This is a genomic window from Corynebacterium gottingense, assembly GCF_003693265.1.
Classification (GTDB): domain Bacteria; phylum Actinomycetota; class Actinomycetes; order Mycobacteriales; family Mycobacteriaceae; genus Corynebacterium; species Corynebacterium gottingense.
Window position 1 is genome coordinate 48,357 of sequence record NZ_RDRE01000001.1, and the last position, 20,004, is coordinate 68,360.

General features: G+C 68.5%; 20 protein-coding genes. 18 read left to right on the top strand and 2 right to left on the bottom strand.

Annotated features, from left to right (window positions below; translation table 11 throughout):
- Positions 1–15: 15 nt before the first annotated feature.
- From EAW56_RS00245 to EAW56_RS00255, 3 genes are read left to right on the top strand one after another with little or no spacing between them, the layout of a single operon-like run.
- Positions 16–762, top strand: a complete 747-nt coding sequence (locus tag EAW56_RS00245; RefSeq protein ID WP_208636469.1) for a phosphoglyceromutase — start codon at positions 16–18, stop codon at positions 760–762.
- An 18-nt stretch (positions 763–780) separates the two neighbouring features.
- Complete coding sequence (locus EAW56_RS00250; protein WP_122084620.1) at positions 781–2,067, top strand: sensor histidine kinase; 1,287 nt, start codon at positions 781–783, stop codon at positions 2,065–2,067.
- A gap of 14 nt (positions 2,068–2,081) precedes the next feature.
- Positions 2,082–2,771, top strand: a complete 690-nt coding sequence (locus EAW56_RS00255; RefSeq protein WP_095275143.1) for a response regulator transcription factor — start codon at positions 2,082–2,084, stop codon at positions 2,769–2,771.
- Here EAW56_RS00255 and EAW56_RS00260 read toward each other — a convergent pair.
- Positions 2,768–3,664, bottom strand: coding sequence for a DUF3109 family protein (locus EAW56_RS00260; protein ID WP_095275142.1), 897 nt, complete (start codon positions 3,662–3,664; stop codon positions 2,768–2,770). The genes EAW56_RS00255 and EAW56_RS00260 overlap by 4 nt on opposite strands.
- A 33-nt stretch (positions 3,665–3,697) precedes the next feature.
- Here EAW56_RS00260 and EAW56_RS00265 point away from each other — a divergent pair, with 33 nt between their 5' ends.
- From EAW56_RS00265 to EAW56_RS00285, 5 genes are all read left to right on the top strand, one after another.
- Entirely contained in the window at positions 3,698–4,654 is a 957-nt protein-coding gene (locus EAW56_RS00265) for a Ppx/GppA family phosphatase (RefSeq protein ID WP_122084622.1), read from the top strand.
- Positions 4,654–5,481: a hypothetical protein gene (locus EAW56_RS00270; RefSeq protein WP_122084623.1), complete on the top strand. Its 828-nt coding sequence runs from the start codon at positions 4,654–4,656 to the stop codon at positions 5,479–5,481. The genes EAW56_RS00265 and EAW56_RS00270 overlap by 1 nt, the downstream gene beginning before the upstream one ends.
- 64 nt (positions 5,482–5,545) lie before the next feature.
- Complete coding sequence (gene proC / locus EAW56_RS00275) at positions 5,546–6,379, top strand: pyrroline-5-carboxylate reductase (RefSeq protein ID WP_122084625.1); 834 nt, start codon at positions 5,546–5,548, stop codon at positions 6,377–6,379.
- A 210-nt stretch (positions 6,380–6,589) separates the two neighbouring features.
- Complete coding sequence (locus EAW56_RS00280; RefSeq protein WP_095275138.1) at positions 6,590–6,781, top strand: helix-turn-helix domain-containing protein; 192 nt, start codon at positions 6,590–6,592, stop codon at positions 6,779–6,781.
- 215 nt (positions 6,782–6,996) lie between these two features.
- Positions 6,997–7,098, top strand: a complete 102-nt coding sequence (locus EAW56_RS00285) for a 30S ribosomal protein bS22 (RefSeq protein ID WP_003855542.1) — start codon at positions 6,997–6,999, stop codon at positions 7,096–7,098.
- Between the two features lie 144 nt (positions 7,099–7,242).
- On the opposite strand, the gene EAW56_RS00290 is transcribed toward EAW56_RS00285, so the two are convergent.
- On the bottom strand, positions 7,243–8,295 hold the full coding sequence (locus tag EAW56_RS00290; RefSeq protein ID WP_095275137.1) for an HAD-IB family hydrolase: 1,053 nt from the start codon (positions 8,293–8,295) through the stop codon (positions 7,243–7,245).
- 112 nt (positions 8,296–8,407) lie between these two features.
- On the opposite strand from EAW56_RS00290, the gene EAW56_RS00295 reads away from it, so the two are divergent.
- The 10 genes from EAW56_RS00295 to EAW56_RS00340 all read left to right on the top strand — a co-directional run bounded on the left by EAW56_RS00295 (position 8,408) and on the right by EAW56_RS00340 (position 20,003).
- Complete coding sequence (locus EAW56_RS00295) at positions 8,408–8,626, top strand: glutaredoxin family protein (RefSeq protein WP_095275327.1); 219 nt, start codon at positions 8,408–8,410, stop codon at positions 8,624–8,626.
- 57 nt (positions 8,627–8,683) lie between these two features.
- The gene (locus EAW56_RS00300) at positions 8,684–10,009 is read left to right on the top strand and encodes a glutamyl-tRNA reductase (protein ID WP_122084627.1); all 1,326 of its coding nucleotides are present in this window, start codon (positions 8,684–8,686) and stop codon (positions 10,007–10,009) included.
- Positions 10,009–10,893: a hydroxymethylbilane synthase gene (gene hemC / locus EAW56_RS00305; protein ID WP_122084628.1), complete on the top strand. Its 885-nt coding sequence runs from the start codon at positions 10,009–10,011 to the stop codon at positions 10,891–10,893. Before EAW56_RS00300 ends, hemC begins: the two co-directional genes overlap by 1 nt.
- A 171-nt stretch (positions 10,894–11,064) precedes the next feature.
- The gene (locus tag EAW56_RS00310) at positions 11,065–12,789 is read left to right on the top strand and encodes a bifunctional uroporphyrinogen-III C-methyltransferase/uroporphyrinogen-III synthase (RefSeq protein ID WP_122084630.1); all 1,725 of its coding nucleotides are present in this window, start codon (positions 11,065–11,067) and stop codon (positions 12,787–12,789) included.
- A gap of 33 nt (positions 12,790–12,822) precedes the next feature.
- Positions 12,823–13,821, top strand: coding sequence for a porphobilinogen synthase (gene hemB / locus EAW56_RS00315; protein ID WP_165765491.1), 999 nt, complete (start codon positions 12,823–12,825; stop codon positions 13,819–13,821).
- A 5-nt stretch (positions 13,822–13,826) separates the two neighbouring features.
- On the top strand, positions 13,827–14,441 hold the full coding sequence (locus tag EAW56_RS00320; protein ID WP_147453232.1) for a hypothetical protein: 615 nt from the start codon (positions 13,827–13,829) through the stop codon (positions 14,439–14,441).
- Positions 14,442–14,452: 11 nt separating this feature from the next.
- A complete protein-coding gene (locus EAW56_RS00325) occupies positions 14,453–14,947 on the top strand; it encodes a hypothetical protein (RefSeq protein WP_095537618.1) in 495 nt (164 codons plus the stop codon).
- A 15-nt stretch (positions 14,948–14,962) separates the two neighbouring features.
- Positions 14,963–17,530, top strand: coding sequence for a heavy metal translocating P-type ATPase (locus EAW56_RS00330; protein ID WP_122084633.1), 2,568 nt, complete (start codon positions 14,963–14,965; stop codon positions 17,528–17,530).
- Positions 17,531–17,555: 25 nt separating this feature from the next.
- The gene (gene hemE / locus EAW56_RS00335; protein ID WP_095547047.1) at positions 17,556–18,617 is read left to right on the top strand and encodes a uroporphyrinogen decarboxylase; all 1,062 of its coding nucleotides are present in this window, start codon (positions 17,556–17,558) and stop codon (positions 18,615–18,617) included.
- Positions 18,618–20,003 carry a protoporphyrinogen oxidase gene (locus EAW56_RS00340; RefSeq protein ID WP_122084635.1) on the top strand — a complete coding sequence of 462 codons (1,386 nt, stop codon included), beginning with the start codon at positions 18,618–18,620 and terminating at the stop codon, positions 20,001–20,003.
- Position 20,004: the final 1 nt, after the last annotated feature.

Below are 20,004 nucleotides of genomic sequence, written 5' to 3' on the forward strand. Positions count from 1 at the left end.
GGCATGCTGGGAACCATGAGCAACGGAAAGCTAATTCTTGTCCGTCACGGGCAAAGCGAGTGGAACAAGTCCAATCAATTCACCGGCTGGGTTGACGTCAACCTGACCGAGCAGGGTGAGCAGGAAGCAATCAACGCAGGCAAGCTCATGGCCGAGCAGAACGTGCTGCCCGACATGGTGTTCACCTCTCTGTTGCGCCGCGCGATCCGCACCGCAAACCTGGCACTCAACGCAGCTGACCGTCACTGGATCCCGGTGGAGCGCAACTGGCGCCTCAACGAGCGCCACTACGGCAAGCTGCAGGGCCTGAACAAGGCTGAGATCCGCGACGAGTACGGCGAGGAGCAGTTCATGACCTGGCGCCGCTCCTACGGCACCCCGCCGCCGGAGATCGACCCGGAGAACGAGTACTCCCAGACCCACGACCTGCGCTACGCCTTCCTCCCGGAGGTGCCGCGCACCGAGTGCCTCAAGGACGTTGTCGAGCGTTTCCTGCCGTACTACGTCGACGTCATCCTGCCGCAGGTGCTCGAAGGCAAGACCGTGATGATCGCCGCGCACGGCAACTCCCTGCGCGCGCTGGTCAAGTACCTGGACAACATTTCGGACGACGACATTGCCGGGCTGAACATCCCGACCGGCATGCCGCTGGTCTACGAGATCGACGCGGACGGCAAGGTCCTCAACCCGGGCGGCACCTACCTGGACCCGGAGGCCGCCGCTGCCGGCGCCGCTGCCGTGGCAAACCAGGGGCAGAAGTAAGACCCTAAAGTTGTCTGCATGACCCCACTTATCGCCTTTTTCCTGGGCATCGCAGTCGCCGCGCTCGCCGCTCCAATCCTGCGGCGGGCGCTGCGTTGGCGCGAGCGCAATCGGGAATACACGGCGGAGTCGGAGACGCAGGCAAGCTCGATCAGCCAGATGTATCACCTGGCTATCCAGGGCTCCCCCACGGGTATCGCCGTCATGGAGCGCTCGGGACACGTCACGCTTTCCAACGCTCGCGCCCACGACATGTCCGTCGTGCACGACGGCACCGTGAACCCCGAGGTGTGGGCGGTGGCCGAGGAGGTCTTCGACGACCAAGAGGAGCACATCCTCGCCCTCGCCCTCCCGCAGCGCGCAACGGGCAGCCGGATTCGGAACGTGCGCGCCGTGATCAAGCCGCTCACGCTCACCCAGAACTCGTACGCGGTGGTCTACGTCACCGACGAATCCGAGAACGTGCGGATGGAAAACGCGCGCCGCGACTTCGTGGCCAACGTCTCCCACGAGCTGAAAACGCCGGTCGGCGGCATGGCGCTGCTTGCAGAGGCGCTCATGGAAGACCCCACGGACGCGGACATGGTCACCTACTTTGGCGCGAAGCTGCAAAAGGAAGCCCACCGGATGGGGGAGATGATCACAGACCTGATCTCCCTGTCCAAGCTGCAGGGCGCGGAGGCGCTCCCGGACATGAGCCCGGTGCGGGTGGACGAGATTATTGACGACGCAATCGAGCGCAACCACGTCGGCGCGGAAAACCGCTCGATCGAGCTCATCCGCGGGGAACGCACCGGGCTGCGCGTGATGGGGGACCGCCCCCTGCTCACCGCGGCCGTGTCCAACCTCGTTTCCAACGCGGTGAACTACTCGCCCGACGGCAAGCCGGTGAGCATCACCCAGAAGGTGGTGCGCGGCAACGTCCTGTACCTGCGCGTGACCGACCGCGGTATCGGCATCGCCCCCGAGGACCAGAAGCGCGTCTTCGAGCGCTTTTACCGGGTGGACAAGGCCCGTTCGCGCTCCACGGGCGGGACCGGCCTGGGCTTGGCCATCGTGAAGCACGTGGTGGCAAACCACGGGGGTAACATCAAACTATGGTCCCGGCCCGGAACGGGGTCGACGTTCACCATTGAGCTGCCGATCTTCGACCCGGAGCAGGCCGCGGAGCGCGCGGAGCTCGAGCGCGCGGCCGCCGAATCGGAAGCGGCGGGCGAGCCAGCAGTGACGGCCAAGGGGCAGCCGAAGTCGGGCACGAACACCCCGGTGCGTAACGTCATGCGTCGAGTGAAAGCCAATAAGTAGGAAAGGGAAGACCTGTGACCACCATCCTGATCGTTGAAGACGAAGAATCTTTGGCTGATCCCCTGGCCTACCTCCTGCAAAAGGAAGGCTTTGACACGCTCGTGGCACAGGACGGGCCCAGCGCACTCGACCAGTTCGGCGACAACGACGTGGACCTGGTCCTCCTGGACCTCATGCTGCCGGGCATGTCCGGCACCGAGGTGTGCAAGTCGCTGCGCTCCGTCTCCTCGGTCCCGATCATCATGGTCACCGCCCGCGACACGGAGATTGACAAGGTCGTGGGCCTGGAGCTCGGCGCCGACGACTACGTGACCAAGCCGTACTCAACCCGCGAGCTCATCGCCCGCATCCGCGCCGTGCTGCGCCGCGGTGGCGAGACGGAGGAGGCGAAGCCGGCCGAGCAGGAGGTCCTCGTTGGCGGCCGCGTCAAGATGGACATTGAGCGGCACACAGTGCTTATCGACGGCACGCCCGTCCCCATGCCCCTCAAGGAGTTCGACCTCCTGGAATACCTGATGCGCAACGCCGGCCGCGTCCTCACCCGCGGCCAGCTCATCGACCGGATCTGGGGCGCGGACTACGTCGGCGACACGAAGACGCTCGACGTCCACGTCAAACGCCTGCGCACCAAGATCGAGGCGGAGCCGTCCAAGCCGAAGCTGCTGGTCACGGTCCGCGGCCTGGGCTACAAGTTCGAGGGCTAAGCCTGCTTCCGGGCCGCCGGGTGAACCGCTTTCGCCTCGGCGGGTAGCGCCGCGCGCGCCGCGCAGTGCGCCGCCACGATCTCGTAGGGCTTCTCGCCGATCAGCGCGGTGAGCTCGTCCTTCATGGACTGCCACACCGGCGTCGCCGAGCCGCTGCCGGTGGGGGTGTGGCAGCTGGGGGCGCTGGTGCACCACCAGTCGAAGTCCTCGCCGCCCCCGCCCCACTGGCGCCGGTCGTACTCGCCGATGGTGGTGCGCAGAATCTCCTCGCCGTCGGAGCGCTCTTCGTACTCGTCCTCGCGCGAAAACGGCACCTGCCAGCACACTTCCGGCTTGGAGCCGATGATGTTGCGGCCCTCCGCCATCGCCCACTGGTGCAGGGCGCACCCCGGCCCCGTCCCTTCCTTTGAACGGTTGGCAAAGATGCACGCGCCGTCGACCACGCGGGTCTTAATGTGCGGCCCGTCGTCCTCTTCCTCGGTGTCGTCCCACTCCAGCCACGGCTCCAGGATGGTCGGGTCGGCGTTGGCGATGTAGGAGTCGGTCTCGGCGGGCCGCAGCTGCCAGTACTTCGCCGGCATTTCCGCAACGGCGTTGTAGAGGTCGTCGCGGTCCGACTCGTCCGAGAGGTACGCGCCGTGGATGCAGCAGCCGACCACGGGGAAGCTCTCATCAATGCCCAGGCACTCGGGCGTGCCAAACCGGCACGACCAGGTGGATTCCAGCCAGGTCAGGTCGAGGCTGAAGTAGTGGGTGGGGTCGTCGGGGTGGACGAACTCGAACCATTCGTGCGGGAAGTCTGGGCGGGTTTCGCGCCCGGCCAGGATGGACTTTCCGGCCGGCGAGTCTGCGGGGAAACCGAGAAAAACTTGGTTCGAAGCTGGCTGATTCACACCTCAACACGGTAGACCCATTACCCTAGTGGTGTGCGATTAGGTGTATTAGATGTTGGGAGCAATACCGTCCACCTCGTGGCGGTAGATGCCCAGTCCGGCGGCCGCCCGACCCCGATGAGCGATTGGAAGCAGCCCCTGCGACTTGTGGAGCAGCTGGACGCGGACGGCAATATCGAGGACAAGGGCGTGAGCAAGCTTATCGACGCCGTGCAAGAGGCCAAGGACCTCTCCGACAAGCTCAAGTGCGATGAGTTGCTCGCGTTTGCCACCTCGGCGGTGCGTTCGGCGACGAACTCAGACGCGGTGCTGAAGAAGGTGGAGAAGAAGACCGGCGTGCAGCTGCGGGTCATCTCCGGCGAGGAAGAGGCGCGTTCCACCTTCCAGGCGGTCCGCCGCTGGTACGGCTGGTCCGCCGGTCGCATCACCAACCTGGACATCGGCGGCGGCTCCCTTGAGCTGTCCACCGGCACCGAAGAGGTGCCGGACCTGGCCGTGTCGCTCAACCTGGGTGCCGGCCGCCTGACCCACGAGTGGTTCGACACCGACCCGCCGGAGCGCAAGAAGATTAATGCGCTGCGCGATTACATCGACGCCGAGCTCGCCGGCCCGGCCGATGAGTTCCGCGCGCTTGGCGAGGCCGGCCTCGCCGTCGGCACCTCCAAGACGTTCCGCTCCCTGGCCCGCCTCACGGGCGCCGCGCCCTCCTCGGCCGGACCGTACGTGCAGCGCACACTCACCGCCCCGGGGCTGCGCCAGCTCATCGCCTTCATTTCCCGCATGACAGCGGCGGACCGCGCGGAGCTCGAGGGCATCAATTCGGACCGCTCCCACCAGATCGTCGCGGGTGCCCTGGTGGCCGAAGCCGCGATGCGTGCACTTAATCTTGATAAGTTAGAGATCTGTCCTTGGGCGTTGCGCGAAGGCGTCATTCTGAAGCGTATTGACCAGGGACTTGCCCCAGGAGATGACGAAGGAGACAACGCCTAATGTCTGAGGAACGGCAGCTGACCGTTGCGGAGCTTCTTGCCCGGGCCCAGCAGGACAACCCCGAGGCAGGCAAGCGCCGTCGGCGTCGCCGCAGCTTGGAAGACGGCGGCGTGTCTGTCGCGGAGCTCACCGGGTCCCTGAAGAAGGTCGAGGCGCGCCCGCCGGAGTCGAAGCACTCGAACGTGCCTATCGACGCACCCCCGCAGCCCCCCAAGGACGCGAAGCCAACCGGCGCTTCCGCTCCCGTCGAGGTGGTGAAGGTTTCGCCGGAGCCGGCGGAGCCGAAGCAGCCTGCGGAGCCGAAGGCGCCGTCCGCGGGCGACACCGCCGTCCTGCGGAAGGTCCCCGACGCGTCCGCCCCGAAGGTGGCGCCCAAGGCTGAGCCGAAAACTGAGTCTCAGACTGCTGGCGCGTCGCGTCCGGTGCGTACCGAAGACACGTCGCAGATCCCGGTTGTCGCGCCGGAGACGTCGGCAACCGCGCCCGCCGAGCCGCGCGAGGAGCGCCCCGTCGAACCGGCCGCGCCTGTCCAGTCGCCGGAAGCAGCGGAGGCAGCGGAGGTGGACGAGCCGGTTGACGAGGGCGTCAACCCAATCGTCCTGGTCCTGCTGGTGTTCGTCGGCGTCCTGCTCGGCGTGCTCGGCTTCCTCGCCTTCCAGTGGATCTGGGCGCACATGTCCACCATCCTCGCCGCGATCCTGGGCGTGGTCGCCGTCCTCGCCGTCATCTTCGGCGTGCGCGCGATGCGCACCGGCAAGGACGCGCTGACCGTCACAATGGCGGGCATTGCCGCCGCGGTCATGGCGTTTGGCCCGGCGCTGATCTAGACGCCCCCGCAGTACAAACCCTCCACTGAGCGCAACTGCCGGTGGAGGGTTTAGTCTGTCCACCATGGAATCCACGACTGCACCCACGTTCCAGGGCAAGATTGCCATCCTCGGCACCGGCAGCATCGGCGAGGCCCTGCTGTCCGGCCTGGTGGCCAGCGGCATCGACCCCAAACAGATCACGGCCACGAACCGCACGGCGGCGCGCCGCGACGAGCTCGCCGACCGCTACGGCGTCAACGTCACCGACGACAACAACGGCGCCGTCTCCGAATCGCAGGTGGCGTTCCTGTGCGTGAAGCCGGGCCAGATCCTCGGCCTCATCGAGGACATCAGCACCGACATCGCCGATTCCGACTCCGCTACGGTGCTGGTCTCCATGGCCGCGGGCATCTCGCTGCAGGCGATGGAGGAGGCCGTTTCGGCCGCGGGCACCCCGATCGTGCGCGTGATGCCCAACACCCCGATGCTGGTGGGCAAGGGCGTGCTCGCCGCGGCGTTCGGCCGCTTTGTTGATGACGAGCAGCACGCCGCGATCAGCCAGCTGCTCTCCGCGGCCGGCAAGCTCGTCGAGGTCAAGGAGAAACAAATGGATGCGGTCACCGCGCTCTCGGGCTCCGGCCCCGCCTATTTCTTCCTGGTCGCAGAGGCGCTTGTCGACGCCGGCGTGTCCCTCGGCCTGCCCCGCGACCTCGCCACCGAGCTCGCCTCCGCCACGGCCGCCGGCGCCGGCGCGATGCTGGAGGGGGAGCAGACGCCGACCGAGCTGCGGGCCGGGGTGTCCTCGCCGGCCGGGACGACGGTGGCGGCGATCCGGGAGCTCGAGGAGTCCGGGCTGCGCGGCGCGTTCTACCGGGCGACGGAGGCCTGCGCGAACCGTTCCGCGGAGATCGGGTGATGGTGCGAGGGGGTGGGTGTGGCGTCGATAGGCACTCTGCGCCCCACTTTTCACACCAATGACGCGGCGTCTCTGGGGACTCACAGAAAAATTTTGGCACTCAGGTCGCATTCGGCCCTGGTTTCACGATAGTCTGGTTCAGGCACGTGCGTGTTCGTCCTGTGGGAGGGGAAGCCTACAGCGCGACCGTGCTGAAGGGTTAAGTATTTTATGGCAAACGAAGACAAAGGTAAGTTCCTGACAGTCGCAGAGGTCGCAGAGATCATGCGCGTCTCCAAGATGACGGTGTACCGCCTCGTGCACTCCGGCGAGCTGCCGGCCGTGCGCGTGGGTCGGTCGTTCCGTGTGAACGAGGGCGCGGTGAATGAGTACCTGGAGTCCTCCGTCTACGACGTGGGATAACGCCCTTGCGCTGCAACCGGCACCGCTCGCTTCCAGTCAAGGCGGGTGGCGCCGGATTTTTGGTTGGACACGCGGCGGGCTGTATGCTGTCAACCATTGATGTCGGCGCACGCCCTGCGGAGTGTGCACCTCACGCCGGCCCGTTCGCCCCGCTTGGCGGGGTGGCGGTCGCGCTGACAGGCACTGTACGTACACCAAGGAAACGAGGAAGCCCCATGGGTTCTGTGATCAAGAAGCGCCGCAAGCGCATGTCCAAGAAGAAGCACCGCAAGATGCTGCGCCGCACCCGCGTTCAGCGTCGTAAGCTGGGCAAGTAGGCCCTGTCGGCCCGCACCCGTTCCCGTTGGGGCGGGTGCTTTTTCGTGCCCGCGCACCTGTGCCGGGTGGGGTGCAGCCTAGCTGACGAAGACCGGATGACGAAGATGCGAGAGGCTAGTCGCATCTTCGTCATGGCCGTCTCGTCATCCTTCAAGAGCCGCATCAGTATGGTCGGCGCCCCGCCTCGCCGCGGCCACACCCGCCACACCGGCAACCGCGACCGCACCCGCAACGCCCAGCGCCACGCGGCTGCGCGCCAGCTTGCGCAGCGGCCGGTACTCGCGCACCGCCCACCCGGCTGCGCGGGCGTGGCGGCGCAGCGCCCGGTCCGGGTTCACCGCCACCGGCACCCCGACCATGCCGAGCATGGGCAGGTCATTGATGCTGTCCGAATAGGCCGTGCATTTGTCCAGGTCAAGGCGCTGGATCGCGGCAAGCGCCGCCACCGCGTGCTTCTTGCCGGGGCCGTGCAGGATGTCGCCGACCAGCCGCCCCGTGAACACCCCGTCCTGCTCCTCCGCGACGGTGCCCAGCGCGCCGGTGAAGCCGAGCCGCTTCGCCAGCGCCTGGCCGATCTGCACGGGCGTGGCGGAGACCAGCCACACCTGCTGGCCCGCGGCGATGTGCATGCTGGCCAGCTCGATCGTGTCCTGGTACGCCTTGTCCAGCATCTGGCGCTCCACGATCTCCTGGCACAGCGCCTTAAGCTCGTCGACGCGCTTGCCTTTCACAATCCCCAGCGCCTGCTCGCGCCCCGCGGCGATGTCCGAGTGGCTCTCCGCACCGCGCAGCCGGTACCGGATCTGCTTGAGCAGGGCCGGGAACAGCTCGCCGGCGGTGATGAAGCGCCGCCTCGCCAGCCCCTCGGCGAGCAGGATGAGCGAGGAGCCCTGGATGAGGGTGTTGTCCACGTCAAAGAACGCGGCGGCCTCGGTGTCCTGCGGCACGTCCGGGTCCGGCGGGGTGATGGTGGGGGTGCCGGCGGTGTTGAAGGCGCCGCCGACGGAGTCGATGCCGAGCGAGAAATCGTCGATAGTCAGCCCGAAGGTTTCCTCGATGGCGGCCGCCGCGGCGGCTTCGCCGGCAGTGCGTTGGGCGGAGGCGTCGAGCGGGGGCAGGGCGAGTTCCTCCAGGAAGCGCCGGAAGTTTCCGTGGGAGACGGACCAGTACGCGAGCAGATCGCGGTGTTCGGTCATGTCCTGCCTTTCGCGGTCGGGGGTGCGCGTGAGATAGCTTGGAACTCTGGAATATCGTACCGCTTGGGTTTCCGTGGAGAGGGAGTGACCAAACGTGAAGAGGGTCGAGCTCATGGTGCGCGAGGGCTGCGGGTCGTGCGACCGCGTCGCCGCGCAAATCCGCCCGCTCGTGGCAGAGTGCGGCGCGGAGCTTTCGCTTATCGACGTCGACGCCAACCCCGACAACGCCGCCGAGTACGGTGACCGCGTCCCCGTCGTGGTGATCGACGGTGAGGAGTTCGCCTGCTGGGAGGTAGACTCGGACGACCTCGTCGCGGAACTCAGGTCGTAGCGGGGTATCCTTTAGTTTGATTTTTTCTGGATTTGGCTGGATTGCTGGAGTGATTGTGTGAGTGTGCTCGTCGTAGGGATGTCGCACCGTTCTGCGCCGGTGGCGCTGCTGGAGCGGCTGAGTATGGACGAGACGGTGCAGCACGACACGGCGACGGCGCTGGTGTCCCGGCCCGCGCTGACGGAAGCGATGATCATCTCCACCTGCAACCGTCTCGAGGTCTACACCGTGGCGACCGCCTTCCACGCCGGGGTCGAGGACGTGCTGCACGTGCTCGCGGACGTCTCAGGCGTGCCCGAGGCGGAGCTGCGCGGCTACCTCTACGTGCGCTACGCCGACGCCGCCGCGGAGCACATGTTTACCGTGGCTGCGGGGCTGGACTCCATGGTGGTGGGGGAGCAGCAGATCATCGGCCAGGTGCGCTCCGCCTACTCGGACGCCGCCGAGCGCGGCACCGTCGGCCCGGCCCTGCACTCGCTGGCGCAGACCGCGCTGCACACCGGCAAGCGCGTGCACAGCGAGACCGCGATTGATGATTCCGGCGCGTCCATGGTCACGCTCGGCCTGGACCAGGCCATGCGCGAGATGGAAAGAGAGGACTTCTCCGGCACCACCGCGCTGGTCCTGGGGGCGGGCGCGATGAGCTCGCTGGCCGCCACCCACCTGGGCAAGCGCGGCGTGGACAAGCTGATCATTGCGAACCGGACGCGCTCGCGCGCCGAGCGCGTGGCCGAGCACGCCCGGGAGGCGGGCGTTGCCGCGGAGGTCGTGGACTTCAACGCCCGCGCCGGCGCGATCGGCCGGGCGGACATCACCGTCTCCGCCACGGCGTCGGACGACTTCACCATCACCCCCGAGGACCTGTCCGGCCCGACCGTGCTGGTGGACCTTTCCCTGCCGCGCGACATCGATGACGCCGTCACCGAGCGCGACGGCGTGCGCCTGATCAACATCGAGTCACTGCACGCGACGTTGCGCGACAACGACAGCGAGGATTCCCGCGCGCTGCAGCAGGCGGAGGCCATCGTGCGCGAGGAGGTCGAGGAGTTCAGCTCGGAGCAGCGCGTCCGTGACGTCACGCCGGCGGTGACGCGGCTGCGCAGGACGGCCGCGGAGGTGCAGGCGCAGGAGCTCGAACGGCTGCGCACGCGCCTGCCCAACCTCTCCGAGGAGGAGTTTGACCAGGTTGGTAGGGCGGTGAAGCGTGTCGTCGATAAGCTTCTGCACACGCCGACGGTGAAGATTAAGGAGCTCGCCGCATCCTCCGAGACGGTGAGTGTAGAAATGGCGATCGAGGAGTTGTTCGGGCTCGGGCGATCCTCGGTGGCGGTGGACGCGCAGCGCCTGCCGCGGCCGGACGAACTGCAGGCGAAGGAGAACTGATGCTCAAGATTGGTACACGCGGGTCCCACCTGGCCACCACGCAGGCTGGCCACGTGCGCGACGCGCTGATCGCGGGCGGCGCTGAGGCGGAACTGCATATCGTGACCACCGCCGGCGACCTGAATATGTCGCCCGTCGAGCGCATCGGCGTCGGCGTGTTCACCACCGCGCTTCGCGACGCCCTCGCGTCCGGCGAAGTCGACGTGGCCGTCCACTCGTTCAAGGACCTCCCCACGGCTGGCGACGCCCGCCTCCACCTCGTCACCCCGGAGCGCGAGGACAACCGCGAAGCGCTCATCGCGCGGGATGGGCTGACGCTCGCGCAGCTGCCGCAGGGCGCCAAGGTGGGCACTTCGGCGCCGCGGCGCGTCTCGCAGCTGCGTGCGCTGCGCCCCGACCTGGACATTCTCCCGCTCCGCGGCAACATTGAGACCCGCATGAGCTACGTCGAGCGCGGCGAGCTGGACGCGATCGTCCTCGCCTACGCGGGGCTGTGCCGCGGCGGGTACGCCGAGCGCGCCACCGAGGTGTTCGACCCGGCCACACTCATGCCTGCCCCGGCGCAGGGTGCGTTGGCAGTGGAGTGCCGGGCGGACGACGCGGCGACGCGCGCAGCGCTCGACGCGCTTGTCAGTGCGGAGGCGACCGCGTGCGCCGCCGCCGAGCGCCAGGTGCTGGCCACGCTCGAGGCGGGCTGCACCGCCCCGGTCGCGGCGTACGCGGAACTGGGGGAGCACGGCGCGCTGACGCTCCACGCTGGCGTCTTCGCCGTGGACGGCTCCGCGCAGCTGGTGGAGACGTTGACCGGCACCGATGCCGCGGCGCTGGGGCGCGAGGCCGCCGAGAAGCTGCTCGAGCGCGGGGCCGCGGACATCATGGAGTAAGACGCGGGTTTGGTTTTCGGGCCGCTTCCATCTTAAGGTGTAACTACCATACGTCGGATTGCCCCGGCGCAACTGGGTCCCATGGGGAGGGCGCGCCTTGCTGCGCGCAGCCCGCACTGAGCGTCCTGTTGCGCCGAGGCTACTGTTTTGCGCCTTAGAAAAGATCGTTCTATGACATTGCCCTCGCTTACGCCCCCACCGGGGAAGGTCATCTTCGTCGGTGCAGGCCCGGGCAACCCTGATCTGCTTACCGTCCGCGCACGCGAGGTGATGGAAACTAATTCTATCGCCCTCGTTGATCCGGACGTCGCTCAGGGTGCCCGAGACGTCGTCGCCGCTAAACTGCCTGTTCCCAAGGCTAAAATGCAGGCCGCCGACGAGGCGTACGCGCGCATGGTCGCGGAAGCGAAGGAAGCGGGTGCGCGCCGAAAGCCGCCGCGCCCGGACGACCCGACCGCGGCCGAGGTAGAGGAGCTCGCGTTGTCCGCCGACACCATCGTGGAGGCCGTGCAGCGCGCCCTGGGCGAGGCCGCAGCGTCCATCGAGCGCGGCGAGGCCGGCGACGGCGACGTGGTCCGCCTGGTCCGCGGCAATCCGCTGACCCGCGACGCGGTGATGGAGGAGATCTCCGCCGTCGCCGCCGCGGGCATCGAGTTCCAGGTCGTGCCGGGCATGAGCCTGCCGTCCACGGTGCCGTCGTTTGCGGGCATCGCGCTCGGCTCCACCTACACCGAGGCGGACCTGACCTCCGGTATCGAAGGCATCGACTTTGACCAGCTGGCGTCCGCGCCGCAGCCGTTGGTGCTGCAGGCGGAGCAGGAGCAGCTGGGCGAGATTGCCGACGCGCTCATGGAGCGCGGCTTCGGCCCGTCCACGCCGGTTGCGGTGACGACCCACGGCACGACGCGCCTGCAGCGCACCGTCGACGCCACCCTGGAGACCCTGGGCAAGCTGGACGCCGACCTGCCCGGATCCCTCGTAGTCACGCTCGGCGCGGTGGCGGATGACCGCTCGAAGTACTCGTGGTGGGAGAACCGTCCCCTCTACGGCTGGCGCGTCCTCGTGCCGCGCGCGAAGGAGCAGGCCGGGCCGATGAACGCCCGCCTGAGCTCCTACGGCGCGATCCCGCAGTCCGTCCCCACCATTTCTATGGAGCCGCCGCGCAACCCGGCGCAGATGGACCGCGCGATCAAGGGCATCGTGGAGGGCCGCTACCAGTGGGTCCTCTTCACCTCCGTCAACGCCGTGAACGCGGTGTGGAAGAAGTTTGCGCAGCTGGGCCTGGACGCCCGCTCCTTCGCCGGAGTCCACCTGGGCGCGGTGGGACAGAAGACGGCGGACGCGCTGCGCGCCCGCGGCATGTTCCCCGAGCTGGTGCCGCACCGCACGAAGCAGAACGCGGCCGGGATGGTGGAGATCTTCCCCGAGTACGTCGAGGACATCGACCCCGTCAGCCGCGTGCTGCTGCCGCGCGCCGACCTCGGCTCTGACCTGCTCGTCGACGGCCTGAAGGAGAAGGGCTGGGAGGTCGACGACGTGGTGGCGTACCGCACGGTGCGTGCCGCCCCGCCGGCTCCCGAGACCCGCGACATGATTAAGACGGGCGGCTTCGACGCCGTCTGCTTCACCTCCGCGTCCACGGTGAAGAACCTCGTGGGCATTGCGGGCAAACCGCACCAGCGCACCATCATCGCCTGCATCGGCCCGAGCACCGCGGCCGAAGCGAAAGAGCAGGGGCTGCGCGTGGACGTAGTGCCCGAGGTGGCGGACGTGCCTTCGCTTATCGACGCCCTCGCGAACCACGTTGCCAACCTGCGTGCCGCCGGCCAGCTCCCGCCCCCGCGGAAGAAGCGCCGCACCCGCCGCAAGCCCGTGGCCAAAGCGTCCGGCGAGTAGGTACGCACGGCCACGGGGCCTATGATGGTGGCCATGTCTACCTACGATTTGCCCCGCCGTCCCCGCCGCCTCCGCCAAAACGCCGCGATGCGCGCGTTGACTGCGGAGACGCGCTTGCACCCAGCGGACTTCATTCTCCCGATGTTTGTGGCCGACGGCATCGAGGAAAAGCGCGAGATCACGTCCATGCCGGGCGTGTACCAGCACACCACGGACTCCCTCAAGGCACTGTGCCACGAGGCGCTCGAGGCCGGCGTGAAGTGCATTGACCTGTTCGGCGTGCCCCTGGACGAGGACAAGGACGCCACCGGCTCCGTCGCCTGGGACCCCGAGGGCGTGCTCAACCGCAACCTTCGCGCGCTGCGCGAGGAGTTTGGCAACGACCTGCTCATCATGGCGGATACCTGCCTGGACGAGTTCACCGACCACGGCCACTGCGGCGCCCTGAGCACTGACCGCTACGGCAACCAGTTCGTGGACAATGACGCCACGCTGCCGCTCTACGCCCAGATGGCTGTCTCCCAGGCGGAGGCGGGCGCGCACATCGTGAGCCCGTCCGGCATGATGGACGGCCAGATCGCCGTTATCCGCGAGGCCCTCGACCAGGCCGGCCACCAGGACGTGGCCATCATGGCGTACTCCGCCAAATACGCGTCGAAGTTCTTCGGCCCGTTCCGCGACGCCGTCGGCTCCTCCCTCCAGGGCGACCGCCGCACCTACCAGCAGGACCCGGCCAACATCCGCGAGTCGCTGCTGGAGACGGAGCTGGACCTCGACGAGGGCGCGGACTTTGTCATGGTGAAGCCGGCCCTGCCGTACCTGGACGTGCTGAGCCAGGTCGCCGAGATTTCCCCGGTGCCGGTGGCCGCCTACCAGGTCTCCGGCGAGTACGCGATGATGGTCGCCGCCGGCCGCAACGGCTGGATCGACTTCGAGGAAACGATGATGGAGTCGCTGATGTCCATCAAGCGCGCCGGCGCGGACCAGATTCTGACCTACTACGCCATCGAGGCAGCAAAGGAACTGAAGTAGCGTTTATGGTTAGCCTTCCCCCGACGCCCCAGCGGGCACCGGAGCAGCGCCCGATGCCGGGCGGAGGAGCGTCGTCAAGCACTTCGATGCCCGAGGCCGTGCGCCTCATGCTCGCGTGCTGGGCGGTGATGATCGGCGGCGAGCTGATCCACCAGATCCTCACCGTTGTCATGACAGTGCTTGACCCCGCCCCGCTGCGCGAGAGCGCCAAGGAGGCGGCGAAGGGCCAGGAGCTGAGCGACGCCATGCTCAACCTCGGCATCTACGGCTCGGTTGTGCTCATGGCGCTGATCCAGCTGCTCATCCTGGCCGGGTTCGTCGTCGCGCTGCGCATGGTGGCCAACCGGGGGAAGCGCGCGGCGGCGGCGCGGCGCCTCCTGCAGATCTTTGCCACCTTCTTCGCGCTGCGCATGGTCACGCTGTACATGATGTCGCCGGGGTCCACGGCGGTGCCGATCGCGCTGTACGGGGCGGACGGCGTCGTGCAAATCATCCTCGGCGTGGCGGGCGCGATGGGACTGTTCTACGCTTCGCAGAAGGACTCGGGGGACTGGGTAGAGCCGCCGGCGCACCAATCTCCGCAACAGCCACAGCACGACGATCCCGCGGGTAAACAGTAAAGGAGCAACCGATGGCCGGAATGTTTCCCACCTTCGTTGCAGACCCGAACGACCCCAACCGCCGCTACACCGGCAAGGTCGGCGAGGCCTGGCCCGGCCAGTTGCGCGCCGGGTACTACGCAGCGCTGGCCGGCGCCGTGCTGCTGCTGTTGTTCGGCATGCTCATGCTGGCCAGCGGCGCGCCGAAGGACGCGGACGCCGAGTTCGCGGACGCGTTTGCGCGCAACATGCGCATCGTCGCCTGGTGCAACATCGTCCTCGCCCTGGTGATCGCGGGGTGCGCCTCCTACTTTGCGCGCGGCTCCAAGACAGCGCGGCGCGTGTTTGCCATCGCCGCCGCCGTGGCGATCTTCCTCAACCTGGCCGGGTTCTTCCTCAACGTGGCGGGTTGGGGCGTGTTCGCGGTAGTGATCCTGCTGGTCGCCGCCCTATTCTTCGCGTTCCGCCCCGCCGCGAACGCGTTTGTGGACGAGCGCAGCGGCTCCCCCTGGCGGGGCGTGGACTAGCGCGAGGGATTCAGCATGTCAGAGCAGACTCAGCAACAGACGGCTGCGCTCGAGCAGACCATTGTGGCCGCCCGCGAGGCGGCGAAGGAATGCGGCGTGGACCTGGACTCGCCCCGGATCGGGGCGGACGGCAACCCGCGCTACCCGAACACCTCCTACGCCTTCGAGCTCGACGGGCTCGAGGACGGACCACAGCTCAAAGACATCGAGGCGGCGCTGGAGGAGCTGGACGGCGTCGCCGCGCGCCTGGTGTACTCCTCCAAGACGGCGTGGATCACCGCGCCGAGCACCACGCCGATCGCGGACCTCGAGGCCGTGTTCGCGCGCTTCGGTGTGAGCGCCCGGCTTACGGATTCCACGCTGCGCCGCAGGGTGCTCGGCCGGGCGGCGGCCGCGCGTCCGGTGCCGCGGCGGGGCGTGCGGGGGCTGAGCGGGAGGCGTCGAAAGTTGCGCCACGACGAGCTGGTCAGCCTGCGCCGCGCCCGCGCGCAGGGGTTCGTGGACTCGGCGTCGCGCGCCGCGCGCGCCCGGGAAAACGAGGACGTCCTGTTCACCGCCCGCGACCTGGTCACGCCGGTGCGGATGTGGTTAGCAATCGTGCTGACGCTCCCGGTGCTGCTCCTCACGTACGTCTCCGACCTGCAGTTTGACGGCTGGCAGTGGGCGTGCTTCGCGCTGACCACCCCGGTCGCACTGTGGTGCGCGTTCCCCTTCCACCGCGCGATGGCGGGCGGCGTGCGCCGCGGCATCTCGGCGCTGGACGGAGCAAGTTCCATCGCCATCCTCGCCGCCTACTTCTGGTCCGCCGCCGTGCTGCTGTTCACGCCGGCAGGGGAGCTCAACTGGCGCAACTACGGCAGCTGGGTCCCGCTCACCATGGTGGAGGAGCCCGGCCTGTTTTTCGAGGTCGCCTGCACCATCACCTCGCTCCTCCTCGTCGGCCGCTTCTTCAGCATGCGCGTGCGCCCGCACCTGCAGGAGGACCTCTCCGGCCGCGTCCCCGACGCGGAGTCGACCTACATGGTCCGCCGCCGCTCGCGCACGGGCAAGGTCATCGAGGAACCGCTGCCCGCCGCCGAGATCAACCGGGGCGACGACATTGTCATCCTCCCGGGCGCGATCATCCCCGCCGACGGCGAGGTGGTCGGCGGTTGCGGCACGCTCGAGCAGGAGCTTATCGACGCCCACGAGTCCCCCACCCTCAAAGTGGGCAGCCACGTCTACGCGGGGTCGGTGCTGCGCAAGGGGAAGGTGAAGATCCGCGTCTCCCGGGTCGGCCACGCGACCCGGCTGGCCTCGGTCAACCGCTGGCTGGAGCGCGCCTCGGAGCACCAGAACGCGACGACGATGGTGTCCACCCGCGCCGCGGGCATGCTCATCCCGGTGGCGTACGTGCTGGCGGTGCTGGACTTCGGCCTGTGGCTGCTGTTCACGGGGAACCTCAACGCGGCGTTTTCCACGGCGCTGGCGATCCTGGCGGTGGTCGCGCCGGTGGCGCTGGCGATCTCGACCGCGCTGGCCATCCGCCTGGGCATCGAGTCAGCAGCGCGCAACGGTATCCTGGTCCGCGACGGCTCCACCTTCCGCACCCTGGAGGCCACCGACGTGGCCGTGTTCAACCGGGTGGGCACCCTGGTGGAGCCGAAGATGAAGGTGGAGACGGTCACCGCGGAGATCGGCGAGGACCCGGCTTTGGTGCTGGGGATCGCGGGCGCGCTGTCGGTGGAGTCGGATCACCCGGCGTCGCGCGCGATTGTGAAGGCCGCGCGCGAGGCCCGCGACAAGCGCGACAAGGACGCGGGCGGGCCGACCTGGTTCGAGCTGGCCAACGAGGACACGACCCCGGACGGCTCGGTGCGCGGCCGCGTCACGCTGACCTACGAGGACCAGCGGACAGAAAACCTGGACGCCATCTTGTGGCGGCCCACGAACCTGTCGCAGCTGCAAGGCCGGCTCTCCCTGGCCGCCACGGCCGGCGGCACCCCCGTCGTCGTGCGCTGGAAGGGCCGCGACCGCGGCGTCATCACCCTGTACGACCCGCCGAAGGCAGACGCCACCAGCGCGATTGACCGGCTGGAATCCATCGGCGTGGAGACCATCATGCTCACGCGCGATACGTACCCGGTGGCGCGCCGCTTCGCCGACTTCCTCGGCATGTCCCGCGTGCTCGCGGGCATCACCGCCCCCGACAAACCGCACGCGGTGCGCGCGCTGCACACCAAGGGCGCGACCGTCGCCATGGTGGGCGACCACAGCGCGGTGCGCACCCTGCGCGTCGCGGACGTGAGCATCCTGTACGCCGACGATGCCCTGCTGGGCGCGAACACGGGCAAGGTGGAGGAGAAGTGCAACGTGCTCCTCCTGCGCCGGGACGTCACGGCGGTGCCACAGCTGGTGGAGCTCGCGCGCCGGGTGTGCCGCACCATCGACTCGAACATGGTGATCGCCTGGACCTATAACGCGGCCGCGATCCTGCTGGCCATCGCCGGTGTGCTGCCCCCGGTCGGGGCCACGCTGCTCATGCTGGGCAGCTCCCTGGTCATCGAGTTGCGCTCGGTGCGCGTGCGCCATTTCCCGGCCTGATTTCTACCGCGTAGGCTGGGAAACCATGACCAGACGCGACCTTTCCTCCGCCCCGCTCATCGAGGCCGCCAATGGCCGCACCCCGTCGCGCACCCCGGTGTGGTTCATGCGCCAGGCGGGCCGTTCACTGCCCGAGTACCGGAAGGTGCGCGAGGGTATCCCGATGCTGGACTCTTGCTTCATGCCGGAGCTGCTCGCTGAGATCACGCTGCAGCCGGTGCGCCGCCACGACGTGGACGCGGCGATCCTCTTTTCCGACATTGTCGTCCCGCTCAAGGCGGCGGGCGTGGGCGTGGAGATCGTTCCGGGCCGCGGCCCGGTGATGGACGCGCCGGTGCGCTCGCTGGCGGACGTGCAGCACCTGCCGATCCTGGACCACACGGTGGACGAGGTCGCCGAGGGCATCCGCATCATCCTGGACGAGCTCACCGATACCCAGGCGCTCATCGGCTTCGTCGGCGCACCGTTCACCCTGGCCAGCTACCTCATCGAGGGCGGACCGAGCAAGAACCACGAGACCACGAAGGCGATGATGCACGCCGAGCCGGAGACGTGGCACGCGCTCATGCGCCGCCTGGTGCCCACCATCATCACGTTCCTGCGCACCCAGGTCGAGGCGGGGATCGACGCCATGCAGCTGTTCGACTCGTGGGCCGGCTTCCTCACGGAGCGCGACTACCGCGAGTTCGTCCTGCCGTACTCCACGGAGATCCTGGAATCAGTCGCGGGGGAGATCCCGCGCATCCACTTCGGCGTCTCCACCGGCGAGCTCCTCGGCGCGATGAGCGAGGCCGGCAGCGAGGTTATGGGCGTGGATTGGCGCGTCCCCCTCGACCGCGCCGCCACGCGCTTCGCCTCCCCCCGCGTCCTGCAGGGCAATTTGGACCCGGCGATGCTCTTCGCCGGCGAGGAGGTCGTCGCCCGCGAGGTCGCCCGCATTAAGGGCGAGGCGGAGCAGGCGCTTATCGACGGCCACGCTACCGGCCACATCTTCAACCTCGGCCACGGCGTCCTGCCCACCACGGACCCGGACGCCATCACCAACGCCGTACGGCTTATTCACGACACTCACAGCACGGAGGCTTAAATGCACATCGCCATCATCGGCGCCGGACTCGCCGGCCTGACCTGCGCCTACGAACTGCGCGGCAGCGGGCACGAGGTGGACGTCTACGAGGCCACCGACCGCATTGGCGGCAAGCTCTACACCGTCGCGTTTGAGGGCGGCCCCACCGACATGGGCGCCGAGGCGTTCCTGTCGCGCCGGGTCGACGCGGTTGAGTTCTTCACCGAGCTGGGGGTGGGGGACTCGCTCGTCGCGCCGTCCGGCCTCGGTTCGCTGGTGTACGTGGACGGCGAGGCGCGCCCGCTTCCGCGGGGCGGTGTGATGGGGATCCCGGCGGCGTCGGCAAGCGTTGCCCACCTTGTGAGCGAGGAGACCGCCGCGCGTATCGACGCCGAAGGCGACGCCCCCGGCTTCGAGTGGGAGATCGGCGGCGACGTGAGCGTGGGCGCGCTGTTGCGCGAGCGCTACGGCGACGAGGTGGTGGACCACATCGTGACGTCGCTGCTCGGCGGGGTGTACTCGTGCAGCGCCGACGACCTGGGCGTGCGCGCGACCATCCCGCAGCTGGCCGAGGAGCTGGACCGCCTGGCCGAGGCGGGCCCGGTGCACCTGTCGGAGGCCGTGCGCAACCTGGAGCAGGCGCGCAAGGAGCTGCCGACCGGCCAGGGCCCCGTCTTCAGCGCGTTCCGCGAGGGCTACCAGGAGGCGTACGAGGCGCTGGCGGAGCAGTCCGGCGCGAAGATCTACATCGACGCATTCATCTCCGCGATCACGCGCGAGGGCGAGGGCTACCGCCTCAAGGGCGGCGAGGACGCGGTGTACGACCGCGTGGTGCTCGCCGTGCCCGCGCCGACGGCCGCGATGCTGCTGAAGCAGGTGGAGCCGGAGGTGGCGGCCACGCTCGCGCCGATCAAGCTGGCCAACTCGGCGGTGGTGGGCATGCGCTTTGCTACCGACGACGGCCTGCCCCAAAATTCGGGCGTCCTGGTTGCCGCGGGCGCGGAGGATGTGCACGCGAAGGCGTTCACGCTCTCCTCGCGCAAATGGCCGCACCTGGCCGAGCGCGGCGGGGCGCTCGTGCGCGCCAGCTTCGGCCGCTTCGGCGACGACGTGGCGATCCGCGCCTCCGAGGACGACCTGGTGGACTGGGCGCTCGATGACCTGCAGACTGTCACCGGCTTCGACGGGCGCGCGGCTGGCCTGGAGGAGATCTTTGTCCAGCGCTGGTTCGGCGGGCTGCCGCGTTACGACGAGCACCACCTCGCCACCGTGGACAAGGCGCTGGCGCAGCTGCGCGAGTCCGGCTCCGGCATTGCCGTCACCGGCGCGTGGGTCGGCGGCGTGGGCGTGCCCGCCGTGATCGCGAACGCGCGCGAAACTGCGCGGGGTCTGGGGAAAGACTGCTAAC